This window comes from Rufibacter sediminis (assembly GCF_014269285.1).
GTDB lineage: Bacteria > Bacteroidota > Bacteroidia > Cytophagales > Hymenobacteraceae > Nibribacter > Nibribacter sediminis.
Genome location: NZ_JACOAF010000034.1, coordinates 1 through 25,634, shown reverse-complemented (window position 1 = coordinate 25,634; position 25,634 = coordinate 1). Strand labels below are relative to the sequence as shown.

Annotated in this window: 21 protein-coding genes; 5 read left to right on the top strand and 16 right to left on the bottom strand. The window is 54.3% G+C overall.

The genetic code is table 11. The annotated features are described in order from the left end of the window. Positions 1-34: 34 nt before the first annotated feature. The 4 genes from H7U12_RS15030 to H7U12_RS15015 all read right to left on the bottom strand — a co-directional run bounded on the left by H7U12_RS15030 (position 35) and on the right by H7U12_RS15015 (position 4,131). Positions 35-451: a hypothetical protein gene (locus H7U12_RS15030; protein WP_186639445.1), complete on the bottom strand. Its 417-nt coding sequence runs from the start codon at positions 449-451 to the stop codon at positions 35-37. Between the two features lie 230 nt (positions 452-681). Then, a complete protein-coding gene (locus H7U12_RS15025; protein WP_186639443.1) occupies positions 682-873 on the bottom strand; it encodes a CsbD family protein in 192 nt (63 codons plus the stop codon). 178 nt (positions 874-1,051) lie between these two features. Next, positions 1,052-2,110, bottom strand: a complete 1,059-nt coding sequence (locus tag H7U12_RS15020; protein ID WP_186639441.1) for a J domain-containing protein — start codon at positions 2,108-2,110, stop codon at positions 1,052-1,054. Between the two features lie 557 nt (positions 2,111-2,667). Continuing rightward, a complete protein-coding gene (locus H7U12_RS15015) occupies positions 2,668-4,131 on the bottom strand; it encodes an aminoacyl-histidine dipeptidase (RefSeq protein WP_186639439.1) in 1,464 nt (487 codons plus the stop codon). A gap of 279 nt (positions 4,132-4,410) precedes the next feature. Here H7U12_RS15015 and H7U12_RS15010 point away from each other — a divergent pair, with 279 nt between their 5' ends. Then, positions 4,411-5,361, top strand: coding sequence for an NADP-dependent oxidoreductase (locus H7U12_RS15010; protein WP_186639437.1), 951 nt, complete (start codon positions 4,411-4,413; stop codon positions 5,359-5,361). Between the two features lie 497 nt (positions 5,362-5,858). On the opposite strand, the gene H7U12_RS15005 is transcribed toward H7U12_RS15010, so the two are convergent. The 3 genes from H7U12_RS15005 to H7U12_RS14995 form a co-directional block, all read right to left on the bottom strand. Beyond that, positions 5,859-6,842, bottom strand: a complete 984-nt coding sequence (locus tag H7U12_RS15005) for an aldo/keto reductase (protein WP_186639435.1) — start codon at positions 6,840-6,842, stop codon at positions 5,859-5,861. A 75-nt stretch (positions 6,843-6,917) separates the two neighbouring features. Further along, positions 6,918-8,294 carry an APC family permease gene (locus tag H7U12_RS15000; protein ID WP_186639433.1) on the bottom strand — a complete coding sequence of 459 codons (1,377 nt, stop codon included), beginning with the start codon at positions 8,292-8,294 and terminating at the stop codon, positions 6,918-6,920. 496 nt (positions 8,295-8,790) lie between these two features. Beyond that, positions 8,791-9,810 (bottom strand): zinc-dependent alcohol dehydrogenase family protein, encoded by a 1,020-nt coding sequence (locus tag H7U12_RS14995; RefSeq protein ID WP_186639431.1) that lies wholly within the window; start codon positions 9,808-9,810, stop codon positions 8,791-8,793. Positions 9,811-10,102: 292 nt separating this feature from the next. On the opposite strand from H7U12_RS14995, the gene H7U12_RS14990 reads away from it, so the two are divergent. Beyond that, the gene (locus tag H7U12_RS14990) at positions 10,103-12,397 is read left to right on the top strand and encodes a GH92 family glycosyl hydrolase (protein WP_186639430.1); all 2,295 of its coding nucleotides are present in this window, start codon (positions 10,103-10,105) and stop codon (positions 12,395-12,397) included. A 436-nt stretch (positions 12,398-12,833) separates the two neighbouring features. After that, positions 12,834-13,688 (top strand): dienelactone hydrolase family protein, encoded by an 855-nt coding sequence (locus H7U12_RS14985; protein ID WP_186639429.1) that lies wholly within the window; start codon positions 12,834-12,836, stop codon positions 13,686-13,688. 150 nt (positions 13,689-13,838) lie between these two features. Here the strand turns inward: H7U12_RS14985 and H7U12_RS14980 are convergent, their stop codons facing one another. Together H7U12_RS14980 and H7U12_RS14975 are read right to left on the bottom strand one after the other, a co-directional pair. Next, complete coding sequence (locus tag H7U12_RS14980) at positions 13,839-14,552, bottom strand: outer membrane beta-barrel protein (RefSeq protein ID WP_186639428.1); 714 nt, start codon at positions 14,550-14,552, stop codon at positions 13,839-13,841. 62 nt (positions 14,553-14,614) lie between these two features. Continuing rightward, positions 14,615-16,549: a PAS domain-containing sensor histidine kinase gene (locus tag H7U12_RS14975; RefSeq protein WP_186639427.1), complete on the bottom strand. Its 1,935-nt coding sequence runs from the start codon at positions 16,547-16,549 to the stop codon at positions 14,615-14,617. Between the two features lie 246 nt (positions 16,550-16,795). On the opposite strand from H7U12_RS14975, the gene mgrA reads away from it, so the two are divergent. After that, on the top strand, positions 16,796-17,785 hold the full coding sequence (mgrA, locus tag H7U12_RS14970; RefSeq protein ID WP_186639426.1) for an L-glyceraldehyde 3-phosphate reductase: 990 nt from the start codon (positions 16,796-16,798) through the stop codon (positions 17,783-17,785). A gap of 211 nt (positions 17,786-17,996) precedes the next feature. Further along, the gene (locus H7U12_RS14965; protein ID WP_186639425.1) at positions 17,997-18,806 is read left to right on the top strand and encodes an NIPSNAP family protein; all 810 of its coding nucleotides are present in this window, start codon (positions 17,997-17,999) and stop codon (positions 18,804-18,806) included. Positions 18,807-19,058: 252 nt separating this feature from the next. Here the strand turns inward: H7U12_RS14965 and H7U12_RS14960 are convergent, their stop codons facing one another. From H7U12_RS14960 to H7U12_RS14930, 7 genes are all read right to left on the bottom strand, one after another. Continuing rightward, a complete protein-coding gene (locus H7U12_RS14960; protein WP_241749430.1) occupies positions 19,059-20,009 on the bottom strand; it encodes a phosphatase PAP2 family protein in 951 nt (316 codons plus the stop codon). Positions 20,010-20,154: 145 nt separating this feature from the next. Next, a complete protein-coding gene (locus H7U12_RS14955) occupies positions 20,155-20,721 on the bottom strand; it encodes a DUF4833 domain-containing protein (RefSeq protein ID WP_186639424.1) in 567 nt (188 codons plus the stop codon). 11 nt (positions 20,722-20,732) lie between these two features. Then, the gene (locus H7U12_RS14950; RefSeq protein WP_186639423.1) at positions 20,733-21,467 is read right to left on the bottom strand and encodes a CDP-alcohol phosphatidyltransferase family protein; all 735 of its coding nucleotides are present in this window, start codon (positions 21,465-21,467) and stop codon (positions 20,733-20,735) included. A gap of 11 nt (positions 21,468-21,478) precedes the next feature. Continuing rightward, positions 21,479-24,082 (bottom strand): DUF5686 and carboxypeptidase-like regulatory domain-containing protein, encoded by a 2,604-nt coding sequence (locus H7U12_RS14945; protein ID WP_186639422.1) that lies wholly within the window; start codon positions 24,080-24,082, stop codon positions 21,479-21,481. Next, entirely contained in the window at positions 24,069-24,440 is a 372-nt protein-coding gene (locus H7U12_RS14940) for a GtrA family protein (RefSeq protein ID WP_186639421.1), read from the bottom strand. Before H7U12_RS14940 ends, H7U12_RS14945 begins: the two co-directional genes overlap by 14 nt. Beyond that, the gene (locus tag H7U12_RS14935) at positions 24,441-24,899 is read right to left on the bottom strand and encodes a phosphatidylglycerophosphatase A family protein (RefSeq protein WP_186639420.1); all 459 of its coding nucleotides are present in this window, start codon (positions 24,897-24,899) and stop codon (positions 24,441-24,443) included. Positions 24,900-24,906: 7 nt separating this feature from the next. Then, positions 24,907-25,634: inositol-3-phosphate synthase (locus tag H7U12_RS14930; protein ID WP_186639419.1), on the bottom strand; the 728-nt coding region annotated here is incomplete at its 5' end.

Sequence of the window (25,634 nt, the reverse complement as noted above, 5' to 3'; positions counted from 1 at the left end):
CTGAAATGGAAAGTAAACGGCAGAAGTGGTAGGTTTACTTCTCTTCCTGAAGCCACTGCAGCGCAACGCCCTCATTAGGGAACGACTCCAGGATAAAGGAGGTGATCATTTCTTGCTCCAGCGCAGAGGTGAGGACGGCGGAACGCATCTCGTGAGCCGCCGATGAGGTACCGATGCGGGCAATGCGTTGCAGTCTGGTTCGCTTCAGGTCGGTGAAAAACCGGACCACCATCTCTCGGTAAGCAGTGTCATCCAGGTCGTGCAAAACAGTATTGCTGCTGTTCAGTAACAGGTTCTTCACGTCATAACTCTGAATGTACCCGGCAATGGTGTCCAGGGAGCGTTGCAACTCTGTGAGCCCGATGTGCTGCGCATTGGGGAGCGTCACCCGCAGGATGTCGGTGGACGGTTGGTACTCCAGCTGAATCAGTCCGTTCTGATATAAGATCATAGAAAACGTTAGGGGGAGCAAAGAACAGAAATCTGCTTCGTACTTCCATCCGTTTCGGGCGGGGAGGGCAGAAATTATTTGCTGAAAAAATCGCTTCCCAAAGGCAGGAATTCGTTTTAGGGCCGTTTTGGGGAAACAAGGCGATAAACAGGCAGCAGAAGGGCCCGTAACGCAAAAATCCCTGCTCTACCGGACAGGCTGAGCAAGGGATTTACACAAATTAGAGAAAGCTAGAGAGAGTCAATCCAAGATTTCAACTCATGTTTCGCTTTGCCTATTCTTTGCTGGAGCTTGCCCAGCCACTCATCCTCCTGACCTTCGTCATAGGCGAGATCGTCATCGGAAAGGTCGCCGTAGGCTTGTTTCATTTTGCCTTTCACTTCGTTCCAGTTTCCGCGTGCTCTATATTCTGCTTCGTGCATGATTTCCAGTTTTAGAAGTTATCCTATATATGAATACCTATACGTAGATCCCCGGAACTGGGTTGGTCTGCCGGTCACTCACGAAGCTGTCTGAAATGCTTGTTTTGCCTGTGCTTTTTAGAACAGATTGTACAACAATGTCTTAAACTACAGATTTTTTTACAGACGCGCAAACGTTTTAGAGGCGTTTTAGGAAATCGCGCACAGAAGCAGGATCGCTGAAATCTGAAAGGGCGTAATCCAGGTGCTGAATTTCTTCGCGCAGGCCTTTTTTGGCGCTTCTGAACTTGGTTTCCATCTGCTTGGGCGTGCCGCCGAACTCCTGGTAAAGCTGCGCATCGGGGCCCATGTAGTAATTGCTGTGCTCGTCTTCCATTTCCTGGATCTGTTCCTGCAGCAGCTGTACGTAGTAGGTCAGCTGGTCTTCGGGGACCTGGGTGAGCAGCTGCTCCTGCTCGTGCATAAACTCCATCTGCAGGCGCAGTAACTCAAAGAAATCGTCCTGGTGGTACGCGATGGTCACTTTCTTCATGGCCTCTTCCTTCCAGATACGGGCGGTGGCGTCGCGCTCGCGGTCAGGGTGCAGGAGTTTGGCCAGGGTGGTGTACAGCCGGCGGCTGGCCTTGCTGATGCTCTCCAATTGGGCTTTCAGTTTCGCTTCCTTGGCCAGTTGTGCCTTGGATTTCTGCCGATGCGTGCGCTGGGCCTCGCGCCGTTCCTGTTCCTCCTGCATCTGCTGCTCCAATTTGGCCTGAAACGCCTCCAGGTTGGAAAGGTCTTCCAGGTTCACGTCCAGCCCTAGCACGTTCTTGAGCAGATTCTGTGTTTCGGTTTTGATTGCGTCTGGGGGGGAGGCAGGAGCTGTCTCCGGTGGGGCCGTGTACCGGTGCAGGAGCTCGGCTAGTTCGTCGGCGTCATACTGGTGCACCAGCGCCGCAGCTTGTTCCCTGATGAATTCCGCCAGTTTCTCTTTTTCCAGGCGCGGCAACTCTTCCCGCAGGTACGTCTCATCCAGGAGCTGCACCAACTTCACCCGCCGCGCCACCATTTCCCGCACGAGCGGCTGCACCTCTTTCTGCACCCTTGCCCGCGCCAGTTCTATGATCCGGGCCCGCTCGGCCAGTTGCGATTTCAGGTGGTCAATGGTCTGGATGCTGGCGTTAAACTGTTGCTGAAGCTCTGATAACGTGGCTTTGGGCTGCGGCGTGAATTGGGGAAGGTGTTCAGATTCTGACATGACTGGGGAAGTGGTTCTTTGAAATTTTCCTTGAAGAAAGGAAGGGGTTGAGGTACTAAATGAGTGGCCTTTTGCTTAAGCTGAATAGTGCATGTAGCCCGTTTGTGTTAGTGCATGCCGTTTGCTTTTGCTGGCGAAGGGCCGCTGTTGGCGTGGGTGCAGGAGCTGGGTTGTTGCATGGTTTCCTTCGTGCGCTCACGGCCGCGAGGCCCCGCCTTCCGGGTTCGCGCTGTTGTTTTAGCCTTGGCCAGCAGGCCTGCCGCATGCGCGGCACCAGGTCTAAAACAAAGGCGCGAGGCCGGAAGGCTGGAAAAGGGAAAGTCAACAGATATTAACATCAGATACCGTAGAGACAAGGCATGCCTTGTCTCCACCACGCATTGCTTTCTTATTCAAAACGTATTCCCCTCCTCAAAGGCAGGCGCATTCCATTTCAAACGGCAATGCCGCCAACTCAAAAGACCTCGTAGCGTCTTTCAGACCTACGAGTGTCTACGCCAGCCCTGTTTCCAGCTCCCTCTTAATTGAGGAGGGAGCTGGAAACAGGGCAGAATAGTTTACGCCTTTTCCGGGATCTGCTTCAGGGTTTCCAGCAAGAAGTTCCAGTATTTCTGGACGGAACTGATCTGGACTTTTTCATCCGGGGAGTGGGCACCGGTGATGTTGGGGCCGAAGGAGATCATTTCCATTTCGGGATAATGGGTGCCCAGAATACCACATTCCAGACCGGCGTGGCAGGCGTTCACGTGCGGGGCTTCCTGGAACAGCTCGTGGTACAGGTTCGTCATGGTTTTCACGATGGTGGCATCGGGCTTTGGCGTCCAGCCGGGGTAGGAGCCTTTCAGGGTCACGCTGGCGCCGGCTAGTTCAAAGGTGCTCTGGATAGCCTGAGCCAGATCGGCTTTCTCCGTGTCCACGGATGACCGGGTGAGGCACTGGATGGAGTAGGTTCCGTCTTTCACCAGCACGCGCGCCAGGTTATTGGAGGTCTGCACCAGGCCCGCAATGGCCGGGCTCATGCGGTAAATGCCGTTGGGGCAGGCATAGAGCGCCCGGAGCAGCTGGTTCTGGAAATCATAGGAAATCGCGAAGGAGGGCAGGTCAATGGGCTCGGCTACTACCTGCAGGTTGGCATCGGTGAGGCCGTATTCCTCCTGCAGGATTTCGGCCTGTTTTAAGACAAACTGCTCAAACGTATCGGCTTTGGCTTCTGGTACGGCCACCTCGGCAAACGACTCCCGGGGGATGGCGTTCCGCAGGCTGCCGCCGTCAATGCTGTACACGCGGGCGTTGAATTTGGACGCAGCCTGGTACAGAATGCGGTTCATGAGTTTATTCGCGTTGCCCCGGCCCAGGTGGATGTCCATGCCTGAGTGGCCGCCGGTAAGGCCCGTAATGCTGAGGCGGTACCCGGCAAAGTCAAAGGGAACATGTTCTTCGTTGTAGGAACCGGTGGCGGTCACGTCCACGCCGCCCGCGCAGCCAATGGTGAGTTCGCGGTCATCCTCGGTGTCCAGGTTCAGCAGGATAGAGCCGGTGAGCAGGCCGCCTTTCAGGCCCATGGCACCGGTCATGCCGGTTTCCTCGTCAATGGTGAACAGGCACTCCAACGGCGGGTGCGCAATGTCTTTTGAGGTGAGCAGCGTCATAAGTGTGGCTACCCCAATGCCGTTGTCGGCGCCCAGAGTCGTGCCTTTCGCTTTCACCCAATCGCCGTCCACGTACATGTCAATGCCCTGGCTCTCGAAATCAAAATCGGTATCAGCGTTTTTCTGGTGCACCATGTCCAGGTGGCTTTGCAGTACCACGGTCTGGCGGTTTTCCATGCCGGGCGAGGCCGGTTTCCGGATGATAACATTGCCTACCTCGTCGGTGATGGTGTCAAAACCCTGGCTGTTCCCGAAGTCCTGGATGAACTTGATCACGCGTTCTTCTTTCTTGGACGGACGGGGCACGGCGTTCAGGGCCTCGAAGTTTTGCCACAGGGCTTGGGGTTCTAAAGATGCTATCTGGGTGCTCATATGGTCATGTAGATTAGCCCAGCCCGAAGCCCGAAAGCCTCAGTCCGGAGCGGATAGGGGTACGCTTGCAAGGTAAAGGTAAGAAACAGATTGGATACCTGCCGGACTACCGGCGCACTATTCCCGATTTCCGTTTACGGGCCGTTTTAGGAAAAGTAACCCTGAAACGAACAACTTCTTCCGGTTCTGGTGCTGCCCAAATGAGCCGGTTCCCTCAACCACTTCCCGCAAAAGCAGGTAAAAAGAGTTTCATGACTTCATTCAAAAACGAAAAATACCATGGCGAAACAAATGAAAGCGGCGTTCTATGAGGCGTTTGGCGGACCAGAGCAGATAAAAACCGGTCACCTGGAGATTCCGGAGTTACAGGAGGGCGAGGTGCTGGTGCGCGTGAAAGCGGCCGGCGTGAACCCGGTAGACAATGCGGTGCTGGCGGGTTGGCTGAGCAGCCATATTCCCGTTCAGTTTCCGGCCATTCCGGGGTGGGACGTAGCCGGCGTGGTGGAAGACCGCGCGTTCAGCGCCCGGCGGTTTAACGTGGGCGACGAGGTGTACGCCTATGCCCGGCGGCCCACGGTGCAGCACGGCACTTTTGCCGAGTACCTGGTCATCCCCGAGAGTTACCTGGCGCACAAACCTAAGAACCTAAGTTTTGAGGAAGCCGCCGGTATTCCGCTGGTGGGCCTCACGGCGTACCAGTCCATGTTTGATGCCGGCCAACTGCAGTCCGGGCAAACCGTGCTGATCCTGGGAGCATCGGGCGGGATCGGGAACCTGGGCATCCAGCTGGCCAAGTGGAAAGGAGCCACCGTCATTGGCGTTGCCAGCCAAAAAAACCATGCCTTCATGCAGGAACTTGGCGCTGACCACACCCTTGATTACAACGGCACCCACGTGGGCGAAGCCGTTAAAGCCCTCTTCCCCGACGGCGTAGACCTGATCTTTGACGCAGCCAGCGGCGAAACCCTGCAGCAAAGCCTCCTCGCCCTGAAACCCGGCGGAAAAATTATATCCATCCTGAACACGGGCGAAGACCTGGACAAGAACCTCGACTTCCAATACGTCTTCGTAGAACCCAACTCCACAGAACTGGAGCACCTGCGCGAACTAGCCGAGGCCGGAACCCTCAAAGTACACGTCAGCGAAACCTACTCCCTGGATCGTGCCGGAGACGCCCTGGCCCAAATCGCCAGCCATCACACCAAAGGTAAGATTGTAGTGGTGCCGTAAGGGGGAAAATTGGATAAGCCTGTTTTGGCTTTCATAATCGGAAACCAGTTCCAAAACCTCTATATCTCTAGTTGAAAGATTCTCCCCTTGAGGGGAGCGAAGAGGGGTGTTTACACCTGCGGATAATTTTGCAAGGTTGGAGAGTAGGAAAATTACAGATGGCTTTCCTTCCATTTAAATGCGGGTTCTCCTGTGTTAACACCCCTCTTTATCTCCCCTCAAGGGGAGAATCTGCTTTTAGCTCTTCTATGGCGTTGCTTATCATGCAGAGAAAGGGCAACCACAAGGGTTGCCCCTACATTATCAGATTACTCCCCTCCTCGGAGGGGTAGGGGTGGGTTATTCCTCTATGGCGCGGATTTACTTCCGCGCCTTAAGAAATGTTTAGGCAAGGCACGGAAGTAACTTCCGCGCCATAGAAGGTTATTCCGAGCCATCGAAGCGCCCTGTTTTAGTTTAGGGCTAGTTTTGTTAAATCGGCTCTAAAACAGTACGCATCAATTATTCACCAATCTATATTGCTCTGGGTTGTAACGTTCGCCCACGTGCGGGTATTTGGCCAGCAAATCTTCCAGGCCTTTGATGTCCTCTATGGTGAGTTGTACGTCCACAGCGGCGGCGTTTTCCTCCAGGTATTTCCGGCGTTTGGTGCCGGGAATCGGGATGATGTTCTCGCTTTGGGCCAAGACCCAGGCCAGCGCCAGTTGGGCGGGCGTACAATTCTTGCCAGCCGCAAACTCCGCGAACGCGTGGGCCAGTTTCTGGTTGTTGTCCCAGTTGTCCTGGTTCTGGAAGCGAGGCAGCGATTTGCGCATATCGCCCTCGGGCAGGCTTTCCAGGTTCACGGTATTGGTCACCAGGCCACGTACCAACGGGCTGAACGGCACAAATGCGATGTCCAGTTCCTGGCACAACGGAATGACTTCTTTTTCGGCATCGCGGGTGAGGAGGGAGTATTCCGACTGCACGGCGGCAATGGGATGCACCGCGTGGGCTTTCCGGATGGAGGCAGCCGAGGCCTCGGACAATCCCAGGTAGCGCACTTTTCCTTCCTGCACCAGTTGGGCCATGGCACCCACCGTTTCCTCCACGGGCACGTTGGGGTCAATGCGGTGGGCGTAGTACAGGTCAATCACGTCCACTTTCAGGCGTTTCAGGCTGCCTTCCACGGCGGTGCGCATGTACGCGGGGGAGCCATCGAAGGCCATTTTCCCATCAGGCGTATGGGTAAACCCGAATTTAGTGGCGATGAAGATTTTGTCGCGGTTGGGCACCAGCACCTGGGAGATGAGTTCCTCGTTGTGGTGAGGGCCGTAGACATCGGCGGTGTCCCAGAAGTTGATGCCCAGTTCCAGGGCGCGGTGCAGCGTGGCAACGGATTCGGCATCGTCGCGGGAGCCGTAGGCCTGGCTCATGCCCATGCAACCCAAGCCCAGCGCCGACAGCTTTTCGCCGGTATTACCTAGTTCTCTGTATTTCATAGCAGTTCAGTCTTGCTTTTCTGTTTTAGAACCCTTTTCTACGAAACGGCCCCAAAACCTGACAGAAAAGAAAACCTAAGCGGAAGGATGGGTGCCTGTTTCCTGAGCGGATGTATGAGGCCGGAAGGGCCACTCTCGGTTTAGTTTCGCCTTGATGAAATACACGATGGTTCCCAGCGTAATCACCACCAACCCGGAGACCACCATCGTCCAGCCCGTGGAAATCAGAATGCCCGCCCACATGAGCAAGGCAATAATCACCGGCAGCGGGAACAGTGGCATCTTGTACGGGAAATCTTCTTTGGGGCGGTTCTTCCGGAGCAGCAGCAAGCCCACGCCCTGCCCGATGAACTGAATGAGGATGCGCATGGCCAGAATAGCGCTGATGACATCGCTCAGCCGGAACAACATGCTGAACACAAACGCCACTGCGCCCAGAAACAGCAAAGAAATGTGCGGGAAATGCTTGGTAGGGTGCAGCCGGGCGAAAATCTTGAAGAAAGCGCCATCGGCCGCCGCCGCGTAAGGAATACGGGTGTAGCCCAGCGTGGCGGAGAACACCGAGGCAAACGCAACCCACAGAATGAGTACCGTGACCACCGTAGCGGCGGTGTTCCCGGCCAGCCGCTGGATGAATAGGCTCACCACAAACTCGCTGTCTTTGGCTTCCTGCCACGGCACCACGCTCACCACGCTGATGTTCATGAGCAGGTACAGTGCCGCGATGCCCGCAATGGAGTAGAACATGCTGCGCGGGATGTTTTGGGTCGGATTCTTGATTTCGGCCCCTAAATGGCAGATGTTGTAGTAGCCCAGGTAACTGTACACGGTCTTCACGCTCGCAAACCCGATGGCCGCCACAAAGCCGTAGTTCACCTTGAGGCCCTCGTTCATCTCGCGCAGCGGTTGCAGGAAGTTGCCGTTGGCCAGTCCGCCGCCAATAATCCAGGCCATGGTGAGTAGTACGCCCACCCACAGCAGCACGCTTATTTTGCCAATGGATTCAATCTTGCGGTAGAGCAGCACCACAATCAGAATCACCACACCGCCGCTCACCAGTTTGGAGGTAATGTCTGTAAGCGGCACCAGATACGAGAAATAAGACGCAAACCCAATGGCCGCCGAGGCGATTACCAGCGGAGCCTGAATCATGGTCTGCCACACAAACAGGAAACTCATGAACCGGCCCGCCCCGCGTTCGCCGTAGGCTTCCTTCAGGAAATTGTAGCTGCCGCCCGCCCTTGGGAAGGCCGCGCCCAACTCGCTCCAAATCATGGCATCCACAATGGAGAGCACCGCGCCGGCAATCCAGGCATACAGAAAGTACGGGCCGTTCATCATGCCGATGACCATGGGCAAGGTGATGAACGGCCCGATGCCCACCATGTCAATCATGTTAATGGCGGTGGCTTGCGCCAGCCCCAGGCGACGTTCTAAGTGAGGTGCAGACATGTAGCAGTAAAATCAGATGGAGGGAGTTGGTTGGCTAAAGATGCATCTTTTACGGAGCAACGCCGCCCGTAGACTGGTTTCCAGGAGGAAAGCAGGGAAGGTTTCTGGTCAGTTTTGCAGATAATAGCCTAAAAACACGCCTCTAAAAACCTGCCGCAAGTTTAGCGACAGCGTACTTGTGGCTTTAGTTAACAGCCAGTTGGTAACTGGCGAAATTCTGGAAGCCAGTTGCAAACTGTCATAATGGAACCCACAAGTTCCCGCTGCGCTCAAACTTGCGGGAGGGAGATGATTTATATAGACCATCCATGGCGCGGAAGTTACTTCCGTGACTTATGACGGAAAGTAACGGAAGTAACTTCCGCGCCATGGATGGTCCGTCTTGTAAAATGCGTGCGGACACGAGCTGGAAGCTCGCGCCAGCGAAATGATAGGAAATAACGTTTCAGGGCTGCTTTGAAGAAAGCAGCCCTGAAACGGATGAGTAAGCAAGATGCTAAATAGTCACTACTATCTTCCCGAAATGGGCCCCGTTGCTCATGAACTCCAGCGCTTGGTGCACCTGGTCAAATTCAAAAGTTTTCCCGATGGCGGGTTTCACTTGGTTGGGGGCAAAGGCGGTGAAGATTTCCTCCAGCATGTCTACACTGCCCACGTAGATGCCCTGTAAGTTCACCATATTAAGCGGGGAAAGGAACAGCTCATTGGCTTGTCCGGGGGCACCGCCTCCTACGGCCCCAATGATGTAAATGCTGCCCCCGGGTTTCAGCGCCTCCAAAGATTGCGGCAGGGTGTCTTTGCCGCCTACTTCCAGAATGTAGTCCACGCCCGCGCCGTTGGTGAGTTCCAGGGCCTTTTTGCCCCAGTCTGGCGTTTCTTTGTAGTTGATGAGGTAATCGGCACCTAGGGCTTTGGCCTCCTCCAGTTTCTCGTTGCTGCTGGAAGTGATGATGACTTTGGCCCCGAACAGTTTGGCAATCTGCAGCCCGAAAACGGACACCCCGCCCGTGCCTTGCACCAAAACAGTTTCGCCCGCTTTGATTCCGCCTTTCGTGACCAGCGAGTGCCACGCGGTCACGCCGGCACAAGGGAACGAGGCCGCCTCTTCAAACGAGAAGAAGTCTGGAACCTTCGCGACAGAATCCTCAGAAAACACCACGTACTCGGCCAATACACCATCGGTGCTGCCGCCCAGGGAACGAAACACCTTTTGGGCCGAAAAGTTACCGCCGTGCCAGTCGGGGAAAAAGTTGGGTGAAACGCGGTCGCCTACTTTGAATTTCCGAACGTCTGGCCCTACCTCGGTAATCACACCCGCGCCGTCACTGAACGGAATCATGGGCAGTTTCTCGCCGGGGTAGGCAAAGCCACCTCGGGTCACTGCCGTATCCCGGAAGTTCAGCGACACGGCTTTGATGTTGATTTTTATCTGGTTACCGGTAACGCTAGGTTCCTGGCATTCTTCCTTTTTCAGGTTCTCCCAGCCTTTGGGAGCGTGCAGTCTGTATGCTTTCATGGTATTTATCGCTATAACAATAATGCTCTTACGAGAACAGTTGAAGGTTTGGAAAGGCAAGAAGTAGTTTCCTTGTTTATACCACTTATTCTGAAAAATGGCTGGAGCTAGGTTTAAATAAGAAAACAGAAAAGGAAAAGAGGGGAGCTGAACCGGAAGGGAATCATCCCTTTTGGGCCTGTTTATCAGAAATCAGGCTTAAAACACCCGTCCGCTTTGCGCTTCTTAAAACTCTCTTATCTTTGAGGATTCAATCGTTACTAAATCGCTTTAGCAAAGCTCCTTCACCAACATGAGAAAACTTCTGCTTTTCGCTTTTCTGCTCTGTCAGTTGCCCGCTTTCTCCCAAAAATCCAAGTATGATTTAGTCCGCTGGGTAAACCCGATGATTGGGACGCATAAGATGGGCCACACGTATCCGGGAGCCACGGCGCCCTTCGGGATGGTGCAGCTCTCCCCCGACACCGATACCATTCCCTACGAGGTGAACGGCGGCTACAACAAAGACGTCTACAAATACTGCGCGGGCTACCAGTACGATGACCCCACCATTGTGGGCTTCAGCCACACGCACTTCAGCGGCACCGGCCACTCAGACCTCGGCGATTTTCTGCTCATGCCCACCACCGGCAAACTGCAGCTGAACCCCGGCACCGAGGCCAAGCCGGAAAGCGGCTACCGTTCCAAGTTCTCGCACAACAACGAACGTGCGGAGCCCGCCTACTACAGCGTGCAGCTGGACGACCACAACATACAGGCGGAGCTCACGGCCACCAACCGCGTGGGCATGCACCAGTACACGTTCCCCAAGTCAGACGAAGCGCACATCATCCTGGATTTGATGCACGGCATCTATAATTACGAAGACAAAAACACCTGGACGTTCCTGCGCATCGAGAATGATACCTTGGTGACCGGTTACCGCCAGACGAACGGCTGGGCGCGTACCCGCACGGTGTATTTCGCGATGTCGTTTTCGAAGCCTTTTACCTCCTACGGGAACAAAGACTACTCCAAGGCCCAGGTGTACCGCGGCTTCTGGCGCAAGTTTGACCAGAGCAAAAACTTCCCCGAGATGGCCGGCAAACAGCTCCGCGCCTATTTCGATTTCAAGACCACCGAAGGGGAGAAGATTAAAGTGAAATTCGCGTTGTCGCCGGTGAGCACCGAGGGAGCACTGGCCAACATGCGTGCCGAGGTTCCGCACTGGGACTTCGACCGCGTGAAAGACGAAAGTCAGGCCCAATGGAACCAGGAACTGGGTAAAGTACGCGCCAGCCTGCCTACCAAAGACGACTACATCAACTTCTACACCGCGCTGTACCACACGTTCCTCGGCCCCACCACCTACATGGACGTAACCGGCCAGTACCGCGGCCTGGACCAGAACAACCACCAGGCCCAGAACTTCACCAACTACACCACCTTCTCGCTCTGGGATACCTACCGCGCCCTGCACCCCTGGTTCAACGTGGTGCAGCCCAAACGCAACGCCGATATGGTGGAATCCATGCTGGCGCACTATGACCAGAGCGTCCACAACATGCTGCCCGTCTGGTCGCACCACGCCAACGAAAACTGGTGCATGATTGGGTACCACAGCGTGTCGGTGATTTCAGATGCCATCCTAAAAGGCACTTACACCGGCGATGCCAACCGCGCGCTGGACGCTTGCGTAGCTACTGCCCGCCAAGGCTATTATGACGGCCTGAACTTCTACATGCAACTCGGCTACGTGCCCGAGGACAAGAACAGTTCCTCGGTTTCCAAGACCCTGGAGTACGCCTATGACGACTGGTGCATCGCGCAAATCGCCCAGAAACTGAACCGTCAGGATATTTACCAGGAGTTCAGCAAACGCGCTCAGAACTGGAAGAATGTGTATGACAAGAGCATCGGGTACATGCGCCCCAAACTGAGCAATGGCACGTTCAAAAAAGAGTTTGATGTGCTCAGCACCCACAACCAAGGCTTTATTGAGGGCAACGCCTGGAATTACAGCCTCTACGTGCCGCAAGACCCCACCGCATTGATCCAGACCATGGGTGGTAACGCCAAATTCGTGCCCCACCTGGACTCGCTTTTCACCATGCACCTGCCGGATGAGTTCTTCAAAGACACCGAAGACATCACCCGCGAAGGCATCATCGGGAACTACGTGCACGGCAACGAACCCGCCCACCACGTGGCTTACCTTTACAACTGGACAAACCAACCCTGGAAAACCCAGGAACGTGTGCGCATGATTTTGAAGAAGCAGTACCAAGCTGCTCCGGATGGTTTGGGTGGCAACGATGACTGCGGTCAGATGAGCGCCTGGTACCTGTTCAGTTCCCTCGGGTTCTATCCGGTAGCCCCCGGTTCTGAGCAATATTCCCTGGGCAGCCCGGCGGTGAAAGACGCCACCATTCAACTGGAGAACGGCAAGACTTTCCAGATCGAGGCCAAGAACCAGAGTGAGAAAAACGTCTATGTGCAGAAAGTGGAGCTGAATGGAAAGACCTTGACCCAGCCAGTCCTCAACCACTCAGACCTGGTGAAAGGTGGCAAACTCACGTTCTTCATGAGCTCTAAACCGAAGAAGTAGGAGCGAGGCTCCACCTTTTCCCTTGAATTAACAACCCAAGCGTTTCGGGGCTGATTTCTGCAAATCAGCCCCGAAACGCTTTTCTTTTCTAATGTGTGATTGGCCATGACAATATTAACGATGATGTGGATTACTCCTTGCTTTGAAAAAAGCATTGGAAACTACCAGCTGGAAATTTCCTGAATGGCGAAGAGGGATGGCCATTGGCACAGACGCTCGCAGGTCCCTCCGGACGCTACGAGGTCTTTAGAGCAACCAATCTTCGGTTGGCAATAACTCCCCTCCTAATTTAGGAGGGGTGCCCGAAGGGCGGGGTGTGAAAAAGAGTTCAGGTTCCGTTTTGAGGCCTTTTTCAGAAAAGTAGCCTTAAAACAAGAATAAATAGCTACCTTCTCTTCCCTCTAACAATCAACAACAAACAATCAGCAATCAAAAAATGGACCAGCGCATCATCAACCTGTTTGACGAGTACACCCACGCTCCGCTTACCCGCAAAGAGTTCATCACGAGGTTGGCCAAACTCACGGGCAGCCTTACCCTGGCTATGTCGTTGCTGCCCATGCTAGAGAACAACTATGCCCAGGCCGCTACCGTGGACGACAAAGACATCCAATCAGGAGAGATTACCTACCCCGGGGCCGAAGGGGTGGCCATGAAAGGTTTCCTGGCGCAGCCAAAGGGCAAGAAGAAGCTGGGCGCGGTCATGGTGATTCATGAAAACCGGGGATTGAATCCGCATATCAAGGACGTGACTTTACGCGTGGCTCAGGCGGGGTACTTGGCGTTGGCACCCGATGCGCTTTCTCCCCACGGCGGTACGCCCGCCAACGAAGACGAGGCCCGAGCTTTGTTCTCTAAACTGGATGCGCAGCAAAACCTCACCAATTTTATGAAAGGGCTGGAGTACCTGCAACACCACAAGGCCAGCAACGGCAAAACCGGCGTGGTGGGCTTCTGCTGGGGCGGGGCCTTGGTGGGGCAACTGGCGGTGCACTCCCCCGAGCTGGATGCCGCCGTAGCTTACTACGGCCGTCAGCCAGAGGCCGCTGATGTGGCTAAGATTAAGGCCGAAATGCTGCTGCACTATGGCGGTCTGGATGAACGGGTGAATGCCGGCATCCCGGCGTTTGAACAGGCGTTGAAGGAAGCCAACGTGAAGTACCAGCTGTTCGTGTACGAAGGTGCCAACCACGCCTTCAACAACAATACCTCGCCGGCCCGCTACAACGAGGCTGTTGCCAAACTGGCCTGGGACCGCACGCTGGAACTGTTCCACCGGAAGCTGAAATGAATCAGAAATAATAAGGAACGTCGTTCAGTAAAGGAAAAGGGAGAAGCAGAAAATGACTGCTTCTCCCTTTTCCTTTTTGCGTTTTAGGCCTGTAAAAACCAAAAGCGCTTCAAACCAGGCTGTCTCGTTCAGGTGTATAAAGAGAAGATGCTATCTGCTTCTCTTGCCCAAATAATAGTTGAACCCGATGGCGAGCGAGCGGACAGCCCTTTCTCCCCAAGGATCTCCGCGCTTAACGTTTCCATAATGGTTCGTAAGGTTTCTTCTGAGAAGAAGCAGTTCGGCTTTACCGCTAAAGCGCCTCCATATTTTATAATTGAAACCAACGCCAGCCATCGCAAACACGTTTATTCCTTCGTCCTGAACGTCAAATACCGTAGTGGTTTCATTATTACCGGTCCTTCTATTTAAGTACCTGGTTGTGCCGTAAGCAGGCATCACAGAACCAGTAACATAAATTGGCAGCGCTTTATTTGCATTAATCAGGATGAGCTTGGCCGTTAGCGGCAGGGCAATCACATGGGTACGTGATTTATGCTCCTCCTCTACCATTTCCCCACTTGTAAGTACGCCCTGTGATTTGATGTGAAACTTATCTCCACCATAAGCGAGACCTCCTTCCAGATGTAGCCTTTGGTTTACCCTGTACCTTAGGTGAAAATCTACTGGCGAAAATCTGCTATTTAGCAACAAGTTCGGATTTTTAGGCTGATCATAAAAAAGGTAATAGATGCTGTTGGAGAGTCCTACCCCTAGATACCATTTTGGCCTATTTGTTCTGGAAGAGTCTACTTCCTGGGCGAAAAGATCTGATCCGTTCAGGATGAACAATAGCAATGCCAGGCACTTAGCGTACTTCTTCATAGTCTTCCTAATTTTATATAATTTTGGATTAAATATGAAGTAAGTACGCTAGGTGTTGGATTTTATTGCTTGAAATAGACACTAAACTTGGAGCCGTTTCCTACTTTGCTATCCACATCAATGCGGTCGCCGGAGTTGTCCAGGATCTTTTTGACCAGGTACAGGCCTACGCCAGAACCCTCCACGTGGTCATGCGCCCGTTTGAACATCCCAAATATTTTCTCCACCTGATGTCCTGGGATTCCCAGGCCGTTGTCTTCCACGGTGAGGGCGTGTTCGCCGGCGTCAGATAGATAGGTGCAGATTTTGATTTCGGGCTTTCTTTTGGGGTCTGCGTATTTGATCGCGTTGGAAATGAGGTTGTGCAGGATGCTGCGCAGGTTTTTGCGCGAGTAATACAACTGCTCAAAGCCCATTTCATCTATGGTGATGGTGGCTCCGGAGTGCTGGATGAGGTTGCACAGGTTCTGGAGGACTTCTTCCACCAGCTCAGGAACAGAGATGCGTTCCTGGTTGTACTTTTCGGGTTGCAGTTTCGTGACTTCGGCCAGATCTAAGATTACCTTCCGAAGCGTTTCCAGCGACCCTTTCATCAGGGAGAGGATTTGGGTGTGTTTTTCGGCTTCAGGCCCCAAATCTTCCCGCAGGGCGGAGAGGAGGCCCTCCAGGTTGGTGATGGGTGATTTCAGGTCGTGGGAGGCGGTGTAGACAAAGCTATCCAGGTCATTGTTGATGCGCACCAGTTCCTGGTTTTTCTGGGTGAGCTCCTCGTTGTGGCGGCGCTCCGTGAGGTCGCGGGTGATCTTGGCGAAACCCAGCAGGCGCTTGTCTTCGTTGTAGACCGGCGAGATGATCACGTTGGCCCAGAAGGCGGTCCCGTTTTTCCGGATGCGCCATCCCTCGTCCTCAAACCGGCCTTTTTCCAGTGCCTGGGCCAGTTCAAACTGCGGAAAACCGCGCTCAATGGCCTCGCGGGTGTAAAAAGTGGAGAAGTGCTTGCCTATGATTTCCTTGGCGTTGTACCCTTTGATGCGCTCGGCCCCGGTGTTCCAGCTGGTGATGTAGCCTTCGGTGTTCAGCATCAGAATGGCGTAGTCTTTCACGCTGTCAATGAGCAGGCGGCTTTTCTCCTCGCTTTCCTTTAGATCCTGGTGGGTTTGGAACAGCTGTTGCTCCAGTTTCTTCTTGTCAGTGAGGTCGCGGGTGATTTTGGAGAACCCAATGAGTTCCTTCCGGGGGTTGTAGATGGCCGTGATGATCACGTTCGCCCAAAACGCCGATCCGTCTTTACGGTAGCGCCAGCCTTCGTCCTCAAACCGGCCGTGGGCTCGGGCCATTTTCAGCTCGTATTCCGGATAACCTTCCTGAATGGCCTCCCGGCTGTAGAACTTGGAAAAGTACTTGCCAATAATTTCACCGGCTTCGTACCCTTTGATGTTTTTGGCGCCCTGGTTCCAGGTGGCAATGTTGCCGGCGGGGTCCAGCATGAAGATGGCGTAATCGGTAACCCCTTCCACCAACAACCGGAATCTTTCCTCACTTTCCTTCAGCTCTTCGTAAGCTTTGTAGAGGTCGTCTTCGGCTTTTTTCCGTTCAGAGAGGTCGCGGGTGATTTTGGAGAACCCCACCAGTTGCTTCTGGTCGTTGTATACCGGGGTGATGATGACGTTGGCCCAGAAGACCGAACCGTCTTTGCGCACGCGCCAGCCCTCGTCCTCAAACCGGCCCAACCGTTTGGCCTCGCGTAACTCAAAGTCTGGGTAGCCGGTTTCTTTGGCCTGGGCGGTGTAAAAAGTGGAGAAGTGTTTCCCGATGATGTCTTCCTGCGAGTACTGTTTGATCCGCTTGGCTCCAGCGTTCCAGGTGGCCACGTGGCCGGTGGAATCCAGCAGAAAGATGGCGTAATCGGTGACGTTCTCAATTAAAAGCCTGTACCGATCTTCAGTCTGCGAAATCGGTAAGGGGGTGGATACGACTTCAGGGTCTTCGGTAGTCATAAAAATTCGCTAAAGTCTGTGCGGGTACGCGAGTTGTAAAAAATTCAAATTTTGGGTGAGAGCTCAATATCAATTATTGTGACCAGAAAGCAACCGTTTTTTATTATTGTACTACTGTTTTCCTCTTTTAGTTAAAATTAAACCTTGCCATACGTAGAAAAACAATAGGAGTTGCACAATAAAAAGAGGTTTGGCAGATGGGCGGAGAAGCTGTATTTTACCACCCTCAACCATGCAGAAACCTTTATGAGCTATACCCCTTCCCCCCAGCGCTACGCCGCCATGGAGTACCGCCGCTGCGGCAACAGCGGCCTGAAACTGCCTGCTCTCTCGCTGGGGCTGTGGCATAACTTCGGGCACGTAGATGTGCTGGAGAATTCCCGCCAGATCCTGCGCGATGCCTTTGACGCCGGCGTGACCCACTTTGACCTGGCCAACAACTACGGACCGCCGCCCGGCTCGGCAGAGGAGAACTTCGGGAAGATCCTGCGGGAGGATTTCCGGGGCTACCGCGATGAACTCATCATCTCCAGCAAAGCCGGCTATAAGATGTGGGAAGGTCCCTACGGCGATTGGGGCTCCCGGAAATACCTCATCTCCAGCCTGGACCAAAGCCTCAAGCGCATGAAGCTGGACTACGTAGACATTTTCTACAGCCACCGCCCAGACCCCGAAACTCCGCTGGAGGAAACCATGGGCGCGCTTGATTCTATTGTGCGGCAGGGCAAGGCGCTGTACGTGGGCCTTTCCAACTACCAAACGCCGGAGGCTACCCGCGCCATTGAGATTCTGAAAGAACTGGGCACGCCCTGCCTCATCCATCAGCCGAAATACTCCATGTTTGTGCGCTGGGTAGAGGAAACCCTTTTGGATTTGCTGGAGCAGCAGGGGGTAGGGTGCATTCCGTTCTCGCCGCTGGCGCAGGGCCTGCTCACCAGCAAGTACCTGAAAGGCATTCCGGAGAACTCCCGGGCCGCCAAGCCGCACGGTTTCCTGCAGGAAGAAGACATCACGGAAGCGCGCCTCCACCAGATTTCGCAGCTCAATGCCATCGCTGAAAGCCGCGGTCAGTCACTGGCGCAGATGGCGCTGGCTTGGCTCCTGAAAGACCCACGGGTGACCTCGGTGCTCATTGGGGCCAGCACGCCCGCCCAGCTCGCCGATTCGCTCAAATGCATGCAGAACATTCAATTCAGCCCTGAGGAACTGGCGCAGATTGAAACCATTCTGCGGTAAACTTTTCTGCTTTCAGCCTGATTTTCTGAAAACAGGCCGAAAACGATATATCCTGTGAGGTTTTCAAAACCTCACAGGTTTTTACCCAAGTGGGGGAGGCTTGTTCCAATAAGGCACTGCATTGAATCTATTTGCTTCCATGAATCGCCGGAAATCTCACCTTCATCTTCCTTCATTCTACTAGATCTATCCTTCTATTTTATCCCTTACTATGTTTATTCAGATAAGAAAAAGACCCGTTTTGCTGCTGTGCGTGGCGCTGTTGTGGAGTGCCGTGTGTTTTCAGGCGGTGGCCGCGCCCAAGCGCGAGTTTTACCAACTCAAAATTTACCACCTGAAAGACCAGGCCCAGGAAGACCGGCTGGATGCGTTTCTGAAGAACGCCTATCTGCCAGCCCTGCACCGGGCTGGAGTACCCAAAGTGGGCGTCTTTAAACCCGCCGAAGCAGCTGCCACCAACGCCGCCACGGCTCCTGAGAAGCTGGTGTACGTGTTCATTCCTTATGCCTCCGTGGAGCAGATTTTCAAAGTGGAAACCGAGGTAACCAAAGACCAGTCGTTTGCCTCCGCCGGGAAAGATTACCTGGAAGCGGCGCATAACCAGCCCGTTTACCAGCGGATGGAGGTAGTGCTGATGGAGGCCTTCGCCGGGAAACCGCTATTTACGGCTCCCAAGCTGAAAGCTCCCGCCGCTGAACGCATCTACGAACTGCGCAGCTACGAAGCCGCCACCGAGAAACTCCACGAAAACAAGATTGCCATGTTCAACAACGGCGAGATGGAGATTTTCCAGCGCCTGGGGTTCAATCCGGTGTTCTACGCCCAGGTGAAAGCCGGAGGTAAAATGCCCAACCTGATGTACATGACTTCCTTTGACAGCAAAGCCGAGCGTGATGCCCGGTGGAAAGCCTTCGGCGATGATCCGGCCTGGAAAAAGATGAGCGCCGCCCCCGAGTACGCCAATAACTTCCTTCGGGCGGATATCTATCTGTTGCACCCCACTTCCTACTCAGAAATCTAATTCACCCCCAGCGGAAAATGCTTCGGCTGTTTCAGCGGTCTTTTCCCGAAAATGGGCTTAAAACGATTCGGCCTTCTCCTTATTCAAGGAGAAGGCCGAATCGTTTTATAGGAATAAGTACCACATAAGAAAGTGATAGCTGATGGCGTGCGTTGGCCTTCCAGCAAAAGGTACACTTTCCCTACATGGGGGCGGTTTAGAGGCTGTTTTCAGAAAACGGGCTTAAAACTGACACGTCATCCGTCCTTCCCTTTAGGAAATCGCCTTGATGAAACGCTGCACGGCACGGTACGCGGCACCTTTCCGGTTCATCAGGAAGTTGAACAGGCCAATGCCGGTCGCGGCGCAGAGAATCCCGAACAGCACATCCAGGATATAGTGGTGCGACAGGTACACCGCGGCAAACCAGATGCCCAGCATAATAATGCCAAAGATTATGTTCACGCTTTTGACCCGGTTTTTCAAACCGTAGTAAAAAACAATCAGCGGGTAAGCCGAGTGCAGCGAAGGCATGGCCGCGAAGACATTGGACGCCTTGGCATACATCCCCCGGAAAAGCTCAATCTGGAAAAACGCATCGAAGCGGGACAGTCCGGCCGTGTTGCCGGGCGTGTTCGGGATGAACTCGAAGCCGTAGTGCTGGACGTACCAGGGCGGGGCCGCCGGGTAGAGGTAATATAGCACAAAGCCCAGCAGGTTCACCAGCAGGAAGGTGAGCGAGAAATACGTGAACTGCGTTCTGTTCCGGAAGAAAAGGTAGGCCGCAAAGCCCATGGGCACCGGCACCCAGCACAGGTAAAAAATGCCGCAAAGCACGTCCAGAAACGTGTGCTGGTACTGGAGCCAGAATTCATTGGGCGTGAGCCGCGCACTGCCGGAGCCCACGCCAAAAATCGCTTTCTCTGCCTCGTACAGGTCTTTGATGTGCACCGTGTTGAACCAGTAATTGGGGAAGGCCCGCATGTAGTCAAACAGCACCCAGAACACAATAAAGATGGTGAAGCCCAGCGCAAATTTCCGGGTGACCGGCGAGAGATAGTACAAAGAGTTGAAGAGCCCCACCAGCAGCAGCTGCTCTGGTTTGAAGCCGATGAGCCCGTAGGATAACAGCAAGTAGCCCAGGGAAAAGGCCGTCACCCAGAGCGCCCCTTTGGGCGAGACGCTTTCTTTCTTCTGTTTGGCTACCGTTGACATAGTTCGCATGTGAATACGTGTCTTCTTGTCTAAAACTGCGGAGGAAGGAGGAAAACCTCGCGGCGCCTCCCGTTCTCAGAGATAAATGGGAAAGGCGTTTCAGGGGTGTTTTCCTACATCGGCAGGTAAACTGATTTTGTTGGACTTTTGGTTTTTAGGGCTTAAAACGCTCTAGGACTTCTTTGCCGGTGGCGGGATCTAGGCCCGTGAACTCCACATAGACCACGTTGGGAACCCAGAACGAGCCGCCTTCAATGCGCACGAAAACCCGCTTCAGGAACGCCTGTTTCTTCCCGATAGTGGCGTACACATGGAACTTGCCGTCCGGGCTTTTCATGAGGTAGAAGGCGCGTTTGTTGTAAGAGACAAATTTCAGCTCGTACTTCTCCGGGTTGATTTTCTTGACGTTCAGCCCGTAGGCGAATTTCCGCTGGATGAAGTTCAGGTCCTGCTTGGCCCCACCATCGGCGTACCGGAGCCAGTAGATCTTCACCGGCTCTTCTTCGTTCAGGACTCCCTTGCTGTTCAGGTTCAACTCGTACACCACGGTGTTGGTGTTGGGGTCGCGCTGCACGTAGAACAACATATTAGGGATTCCCTTGGGCAAGGGCAGATCCTGCTGCGTGTTGGTTTTCACTGTTTCCTGGGCCAGTACCGGAGAAACCCCGGTACCTAGCCAGCACGCAATCGCCATCAGGATGAAAAAGAAAGATCTACGCATGAGAAAACTGTCTACTTACCGGCCTGGGCCTCTTTCTGTTCCAACGCTTTTTTCGCTTCCAGCAACCGGTTGAAAGCCGTGATGTTGGTCATCACCGCCAGCACCGCCAACGGAAACGTAAAGATGGACATGGTCTCGAACACCTGAATCTGCGTGCCGGGGAACAGGACTTTGTAGTCGCCGCCCAGCCAGGAAGCCATCACGCCGCAGAGCATGGAAGAGAGGCCGATCAAGACCACCCGCTCCGGCCGCTGCATCAGGCCGCCCTTGCATTCCACGCCTAACCCCTCGGCCCGGGCCCGGGTGTAACTCACCATCATGGACCCGATCATGGCGATGAACGCCAGCAGCGAGCTCAGGAAATAATGGTGCGCCACCAGGTAGTAACAGATGCCCAGGAACATGATCAGTTCACTGTAGCGGTCAATCACTGAGTCAAACATGGCGCCGTAGGCCGAGCTCATCTTCCCGATGCGGGCCACCTGGCCGTCCAGCATGTCAAACAAACCCGCGAACAGAATCAGGAATCCCGCCCATCCCACATAGGACAAATCTCCGCGGTTGCCTTGTTCCCCGCCCAGGATAAAAATGACCGCCACGCCCAGGTTCAGCATAAATCCGGTGATGGTGACCGTATTGGGAGTGAAGCCCAGCGAAATGATTCCTTTGACAAACGGGTTGATGATCTTGTAAATGCCTTGTTGCAAAGCATCTCTAGCGGTGCCTTTAGAAAGCGTACTCTCCATAATGTGTGAACTCAAAAGTCAAATTTAAACCGGCCTCTCAGGCCTAACTCAGACACGCCCGGATTGTCCAGGTAGGTCAGGCGTTTCACCACGTCCAGACGGAAGAACTTGAAGATGTTCCCCACACCCAGACTGGCTTCTACATAGGGTTTCTTGTCTAGGGAATAGGTGATGGGCAAACCGGTGGAATAGGTAGGGAAAGCCAGCAGCTCCGGATCGTTTTTAGGATCGTTCTCTTCCCGCACCTTGCCGTAGAGCACTTTCACGGTGGCAAACTCCCGCAGCTTGGTTTCCTTGAGCAGGGGCAGTTTGTTGAAGATGAAGCCGTTGAAGCAGTGGTCTATGTTGATGCTGGCGTACTGGTCGCTCACAAACTCCAGGAAGTTCATGAGGTTGTAAGACTGCGGCTGGTACGAGTACGTCTGGTTGGCCCGGTGGATAGCCAGCAGCGGGAACGGCACCTTGCCAAAGATATAGCCGCCCTCGGCAATCACGTCTGAATACCCTAGCTGCGACAGGTAGAACCGTTTGGCCACGTTCAAGGTCAGGTTCTGGTAGTCATAGTCGCCGTTGAAGAGGCCTTTCACCCCGGCGGCGGCCCGCAGCGTGAACACCGGGTAGCGGTTCACGATGGGGAAGCGGTACAGTTTGCCCTGCACGTATTCTTCGTGCGGTGCCCAGCGCAACTCCAGCCGAAACTCTGAGGTGGTGATGTTGTCCACGCGGTTTACCTCCGGGGCCGGTTCACCTTCCTGCGGCGGTGTGCTGCTGGCTTTGATGTACTCTAGGCTTCCGGCCGGAGCCTGTTTCCAATTTCTATACCCCACTCTGAACGAAAACCGGTTCCGGAACTCGTGCAGGTAGTCTATGTTATACGTCTCGTTGTAGAGCCATTTGTCATTGGTGCCGCGTTTGAACGAGAGCAGGAAGTTGTCTTCCTGGATGAACTGCAGGTCCTGCCCCGGGATTTTGGTGTCTTTTTGGTAATTCACCCGCAAAGCGCGCACCGGAAACGCAAAGATGGACCGGTCTGTGAAGGAGTAGGTTCCTCCCAGGAAGTATTTCCATTTCTCGTCTTTGAACCCGTACGCGGCGTAGGTCTCAAACATGACCTTCTGGCTGAACGTAGTGGTGGTTCTACCGCCCGCCCGCAGCCGAAAGCCTTCTACCGGGTTAAAGCTGTAGAACGTGTTCACCGGACCTATCTCAAAGTACGGACCCGCTTTTTTGAAGCCCGCAATGAACAGGGTGGCAATGTCCAGGGTGCGTTTAAAGGATTTGGTGTTCCGGAGGCTGTCAATGCTCTCGTAGGTGTTGGCCTCGGAAAAGGTAAGGGAATCATGGCGGTTTGCCGCCAGAAATGCCTCTGTCTGCTCTTTGGCAAACGGCCCGCCTTTGGTTAGATCATCCTCTTCGTAAAGACCGGCGGGTTGCGGCTGGTTTATACGGTAATCTTTGTAAGACACCGTGCGCTCGCCGTACACACCGCCCTTGCTTTTATCCACCACGGCAAACTCGGTTTTCATGACGCTCTTGCTCAGGTTGAAGCGGCCGTTGGGCAGGCGGTCAAAGTCCAGGTTGATGTGCAGGTCACGTACCCAGTTGATGTTCACTTTCTTGCCTACCTCCATGTCTACTTTCTGCACGGCGTAGTTGCCGTCCATGGTCACGTAGAGCTTGCCGGTAAACAGAAAGTCGGTCTCGTTTTTAGGGCTGAAGGAAAGCTCCGTCAGTTTCTGGCCGTCCACCACCACGGTGTCGGTGATGTAGAACCGGTAGAACGTGGGGGCCAGATCAGCGATGGGGCTCAGGAACTGGTTTGTAAGAATCGTGATGTTATTCTTATAGATGTCCACGTCCTGGTACATGTGCTTCACGTAGGAGTTGATCACCACAAACTCGCCAAAGTCCACCTTCTTCTCGGCCTGCACCACCGTTTTCCGTTTTTCGGGGTCTTTTTGGTAAAACCGCTGCGAAAGCGACTCCTGCATGTACAGCGGCAGAATACCGGTGCCCGGCAGGGTGGTGGTGTCTATGTTCTTCATGATGAAGTCATAGCGCTTCAGGAGGATGTTGTTCCGAAGCTTCTCCGGCGAGTTGCTCAACGCCAGCTGCAGCTTGTCATATTGCTGGTACTGCACGAAGTCATAGCTCTCCATGCGGTTCTTACTCTTGTTGTCCACCACCAACCGGATGAGGTCTACCGCCGGGTTGTTCTTGTTGCTGTAGTTTTTGCTACGGCCTTTGATGACCACTTCCTTCAGTTTCTTGGCGTCGCTCTCCAGTTGCACGTTCAGCACCTGGGTGCCGCCCGGGGTGAAGTCCAGAGTCACGGATTTATAGCCCAGGTAGGTGAACTGGATTTTGTTTTGGGCCTGGTTGGTTTTCAGGGCGTAGTTTCCCTCCAGGTCAGACGTGGTGCCCAACGTGGTGCCCGGAATAAAGATGGACACGCCAATGAGTGGTTCCTTGGTGAGGGCGTCTTTGATATTCCCTTTAATAGTGGTGACACTCTGTGCCTGAAGAGGGTTGAAATTTGCTCCCAGGGCTAGAAAGGCCAGACAGCAAACCAGTATATGTAAGGTGTTGACATATACATTCTTAGTTGAATACATATCTCTTTTGTAGAATGAAATTGTAGAAAAAGCCCACCAGCAGAGAAACGGTGACTTTAGAGAAAATATAGTTGAGACCCAGGTAATGGGTCAGCAGGAAAACCCCTGACGCATTCAGGAGAAGACTTCCGTTCCAGACCAGGAAGTACTTGGTGGCTTGGGTAGGTATATTTTTATGAGCCGCCTGGAAAACCCAGGTCCGGCCAATGGAGAAATGGGTGATTCCCCCGCAGATGGTCCCCAGAACGGTAGCGGCTACATACCAGAGCCCTGCTACCTCCACGGCAAAAATCGTCACCAGGTAATCGACCCCTGAGGCAATCAGGGAGGCGGCCTGGGACCTTAAGAAGGTCCACATTTAGAACAGATCGAAGAATAGAAGGAGTTGTAAAAGCACGTTCGCATAGATACCGGAAAGCACATCGTCGAGCATCACGCCCCATCCGCCGGGCAATCTCTCGGTTTTTCTGATGCCGAGGGGTTTTACAATGTCAAAGAAGCGGAACAGCACCAGCGCTGCCAGCAGGTAAGGAACCGTCACCGGGATAAACAGCAGGCTGATGCACATGCCCGCCACTTCATCTATCACCACTTTCTTGTCGTCCTTTCCCCAGAGCGGCTCCACCTCATTCGCGGACCAGACGCCCAGAGCGGTGAGGAGCACCGTGAGGGCCAGTGGCCAGAAAACAAGCTCATTTCCACTGCCCTGGCAGAAGTACCAGACCAGGCAGGTGAACACCGCAGCAACGGTGCCTCCGCCTTTTCCCACGTACCCGATGCCGAGGCTGGTGGAAATGAGTTTGTGTAGTTGGATCATGCAGGTACTACAGGGTGTCTACGAGTTCCTGGTAGTAGTCGAGGCCCAGGTGGGTGATGAGGTCCTCGCCCATCATGTGGCGCAGGGTGTTCTGCAGCTTCATGAGCTGCTTGAAGATGTCGTGCTCGGGGGCCAGGCCCTCCGCCGTCTGCGGGGACTTGTAGTAGAAGCTCAGCCACTCCTGGATGCCGCTCATGCCCGCGCGCTGCGCAAGGTCCGTGAACAGGGCCAGGTCCAGCACCAGCGGCGCTGCCAGGATGGAGTCGCGGCACAGGAAGTTGATCTTGATCTGCATCTGGTAGCCCAGCCAGCCGAAGATGTCGATGTTGTCCCAGCTCTCCTTGTTGTCGCCGTGGGGCGGGTAGTAGTTGATCCTGACCTTGTGGTACATGTCCCCGTAGAGCTCGGGGTTGGACTCGGGGCGGAAGATCTCGTCCAGCACGCTCAGCTTGCTCACCTCCTTGGTCTTGAAGTTCTCGGGGTGGTCCAGAACGTAGCCGTCGCGGTTGCCCAGGATGTTGGAGGAGAACCAGCCCTTCACGCCCAGCGCCCGCGCGTGCAGGCCCGGGGCCAGGATGGTCTTCATCAGCGTCTGGCCGGTCTTGAAGTCCTTGCCCGAGACCGCGATGCCGTGCTCTTTCGCCAGCTCCACGATGGCGGGGATGTCCACCGTCAGGTTAGGCGCGCCGTTGGCGAAGGGAACGCCCGTCTTGATGGCGGCGTAGGCGTAGATCA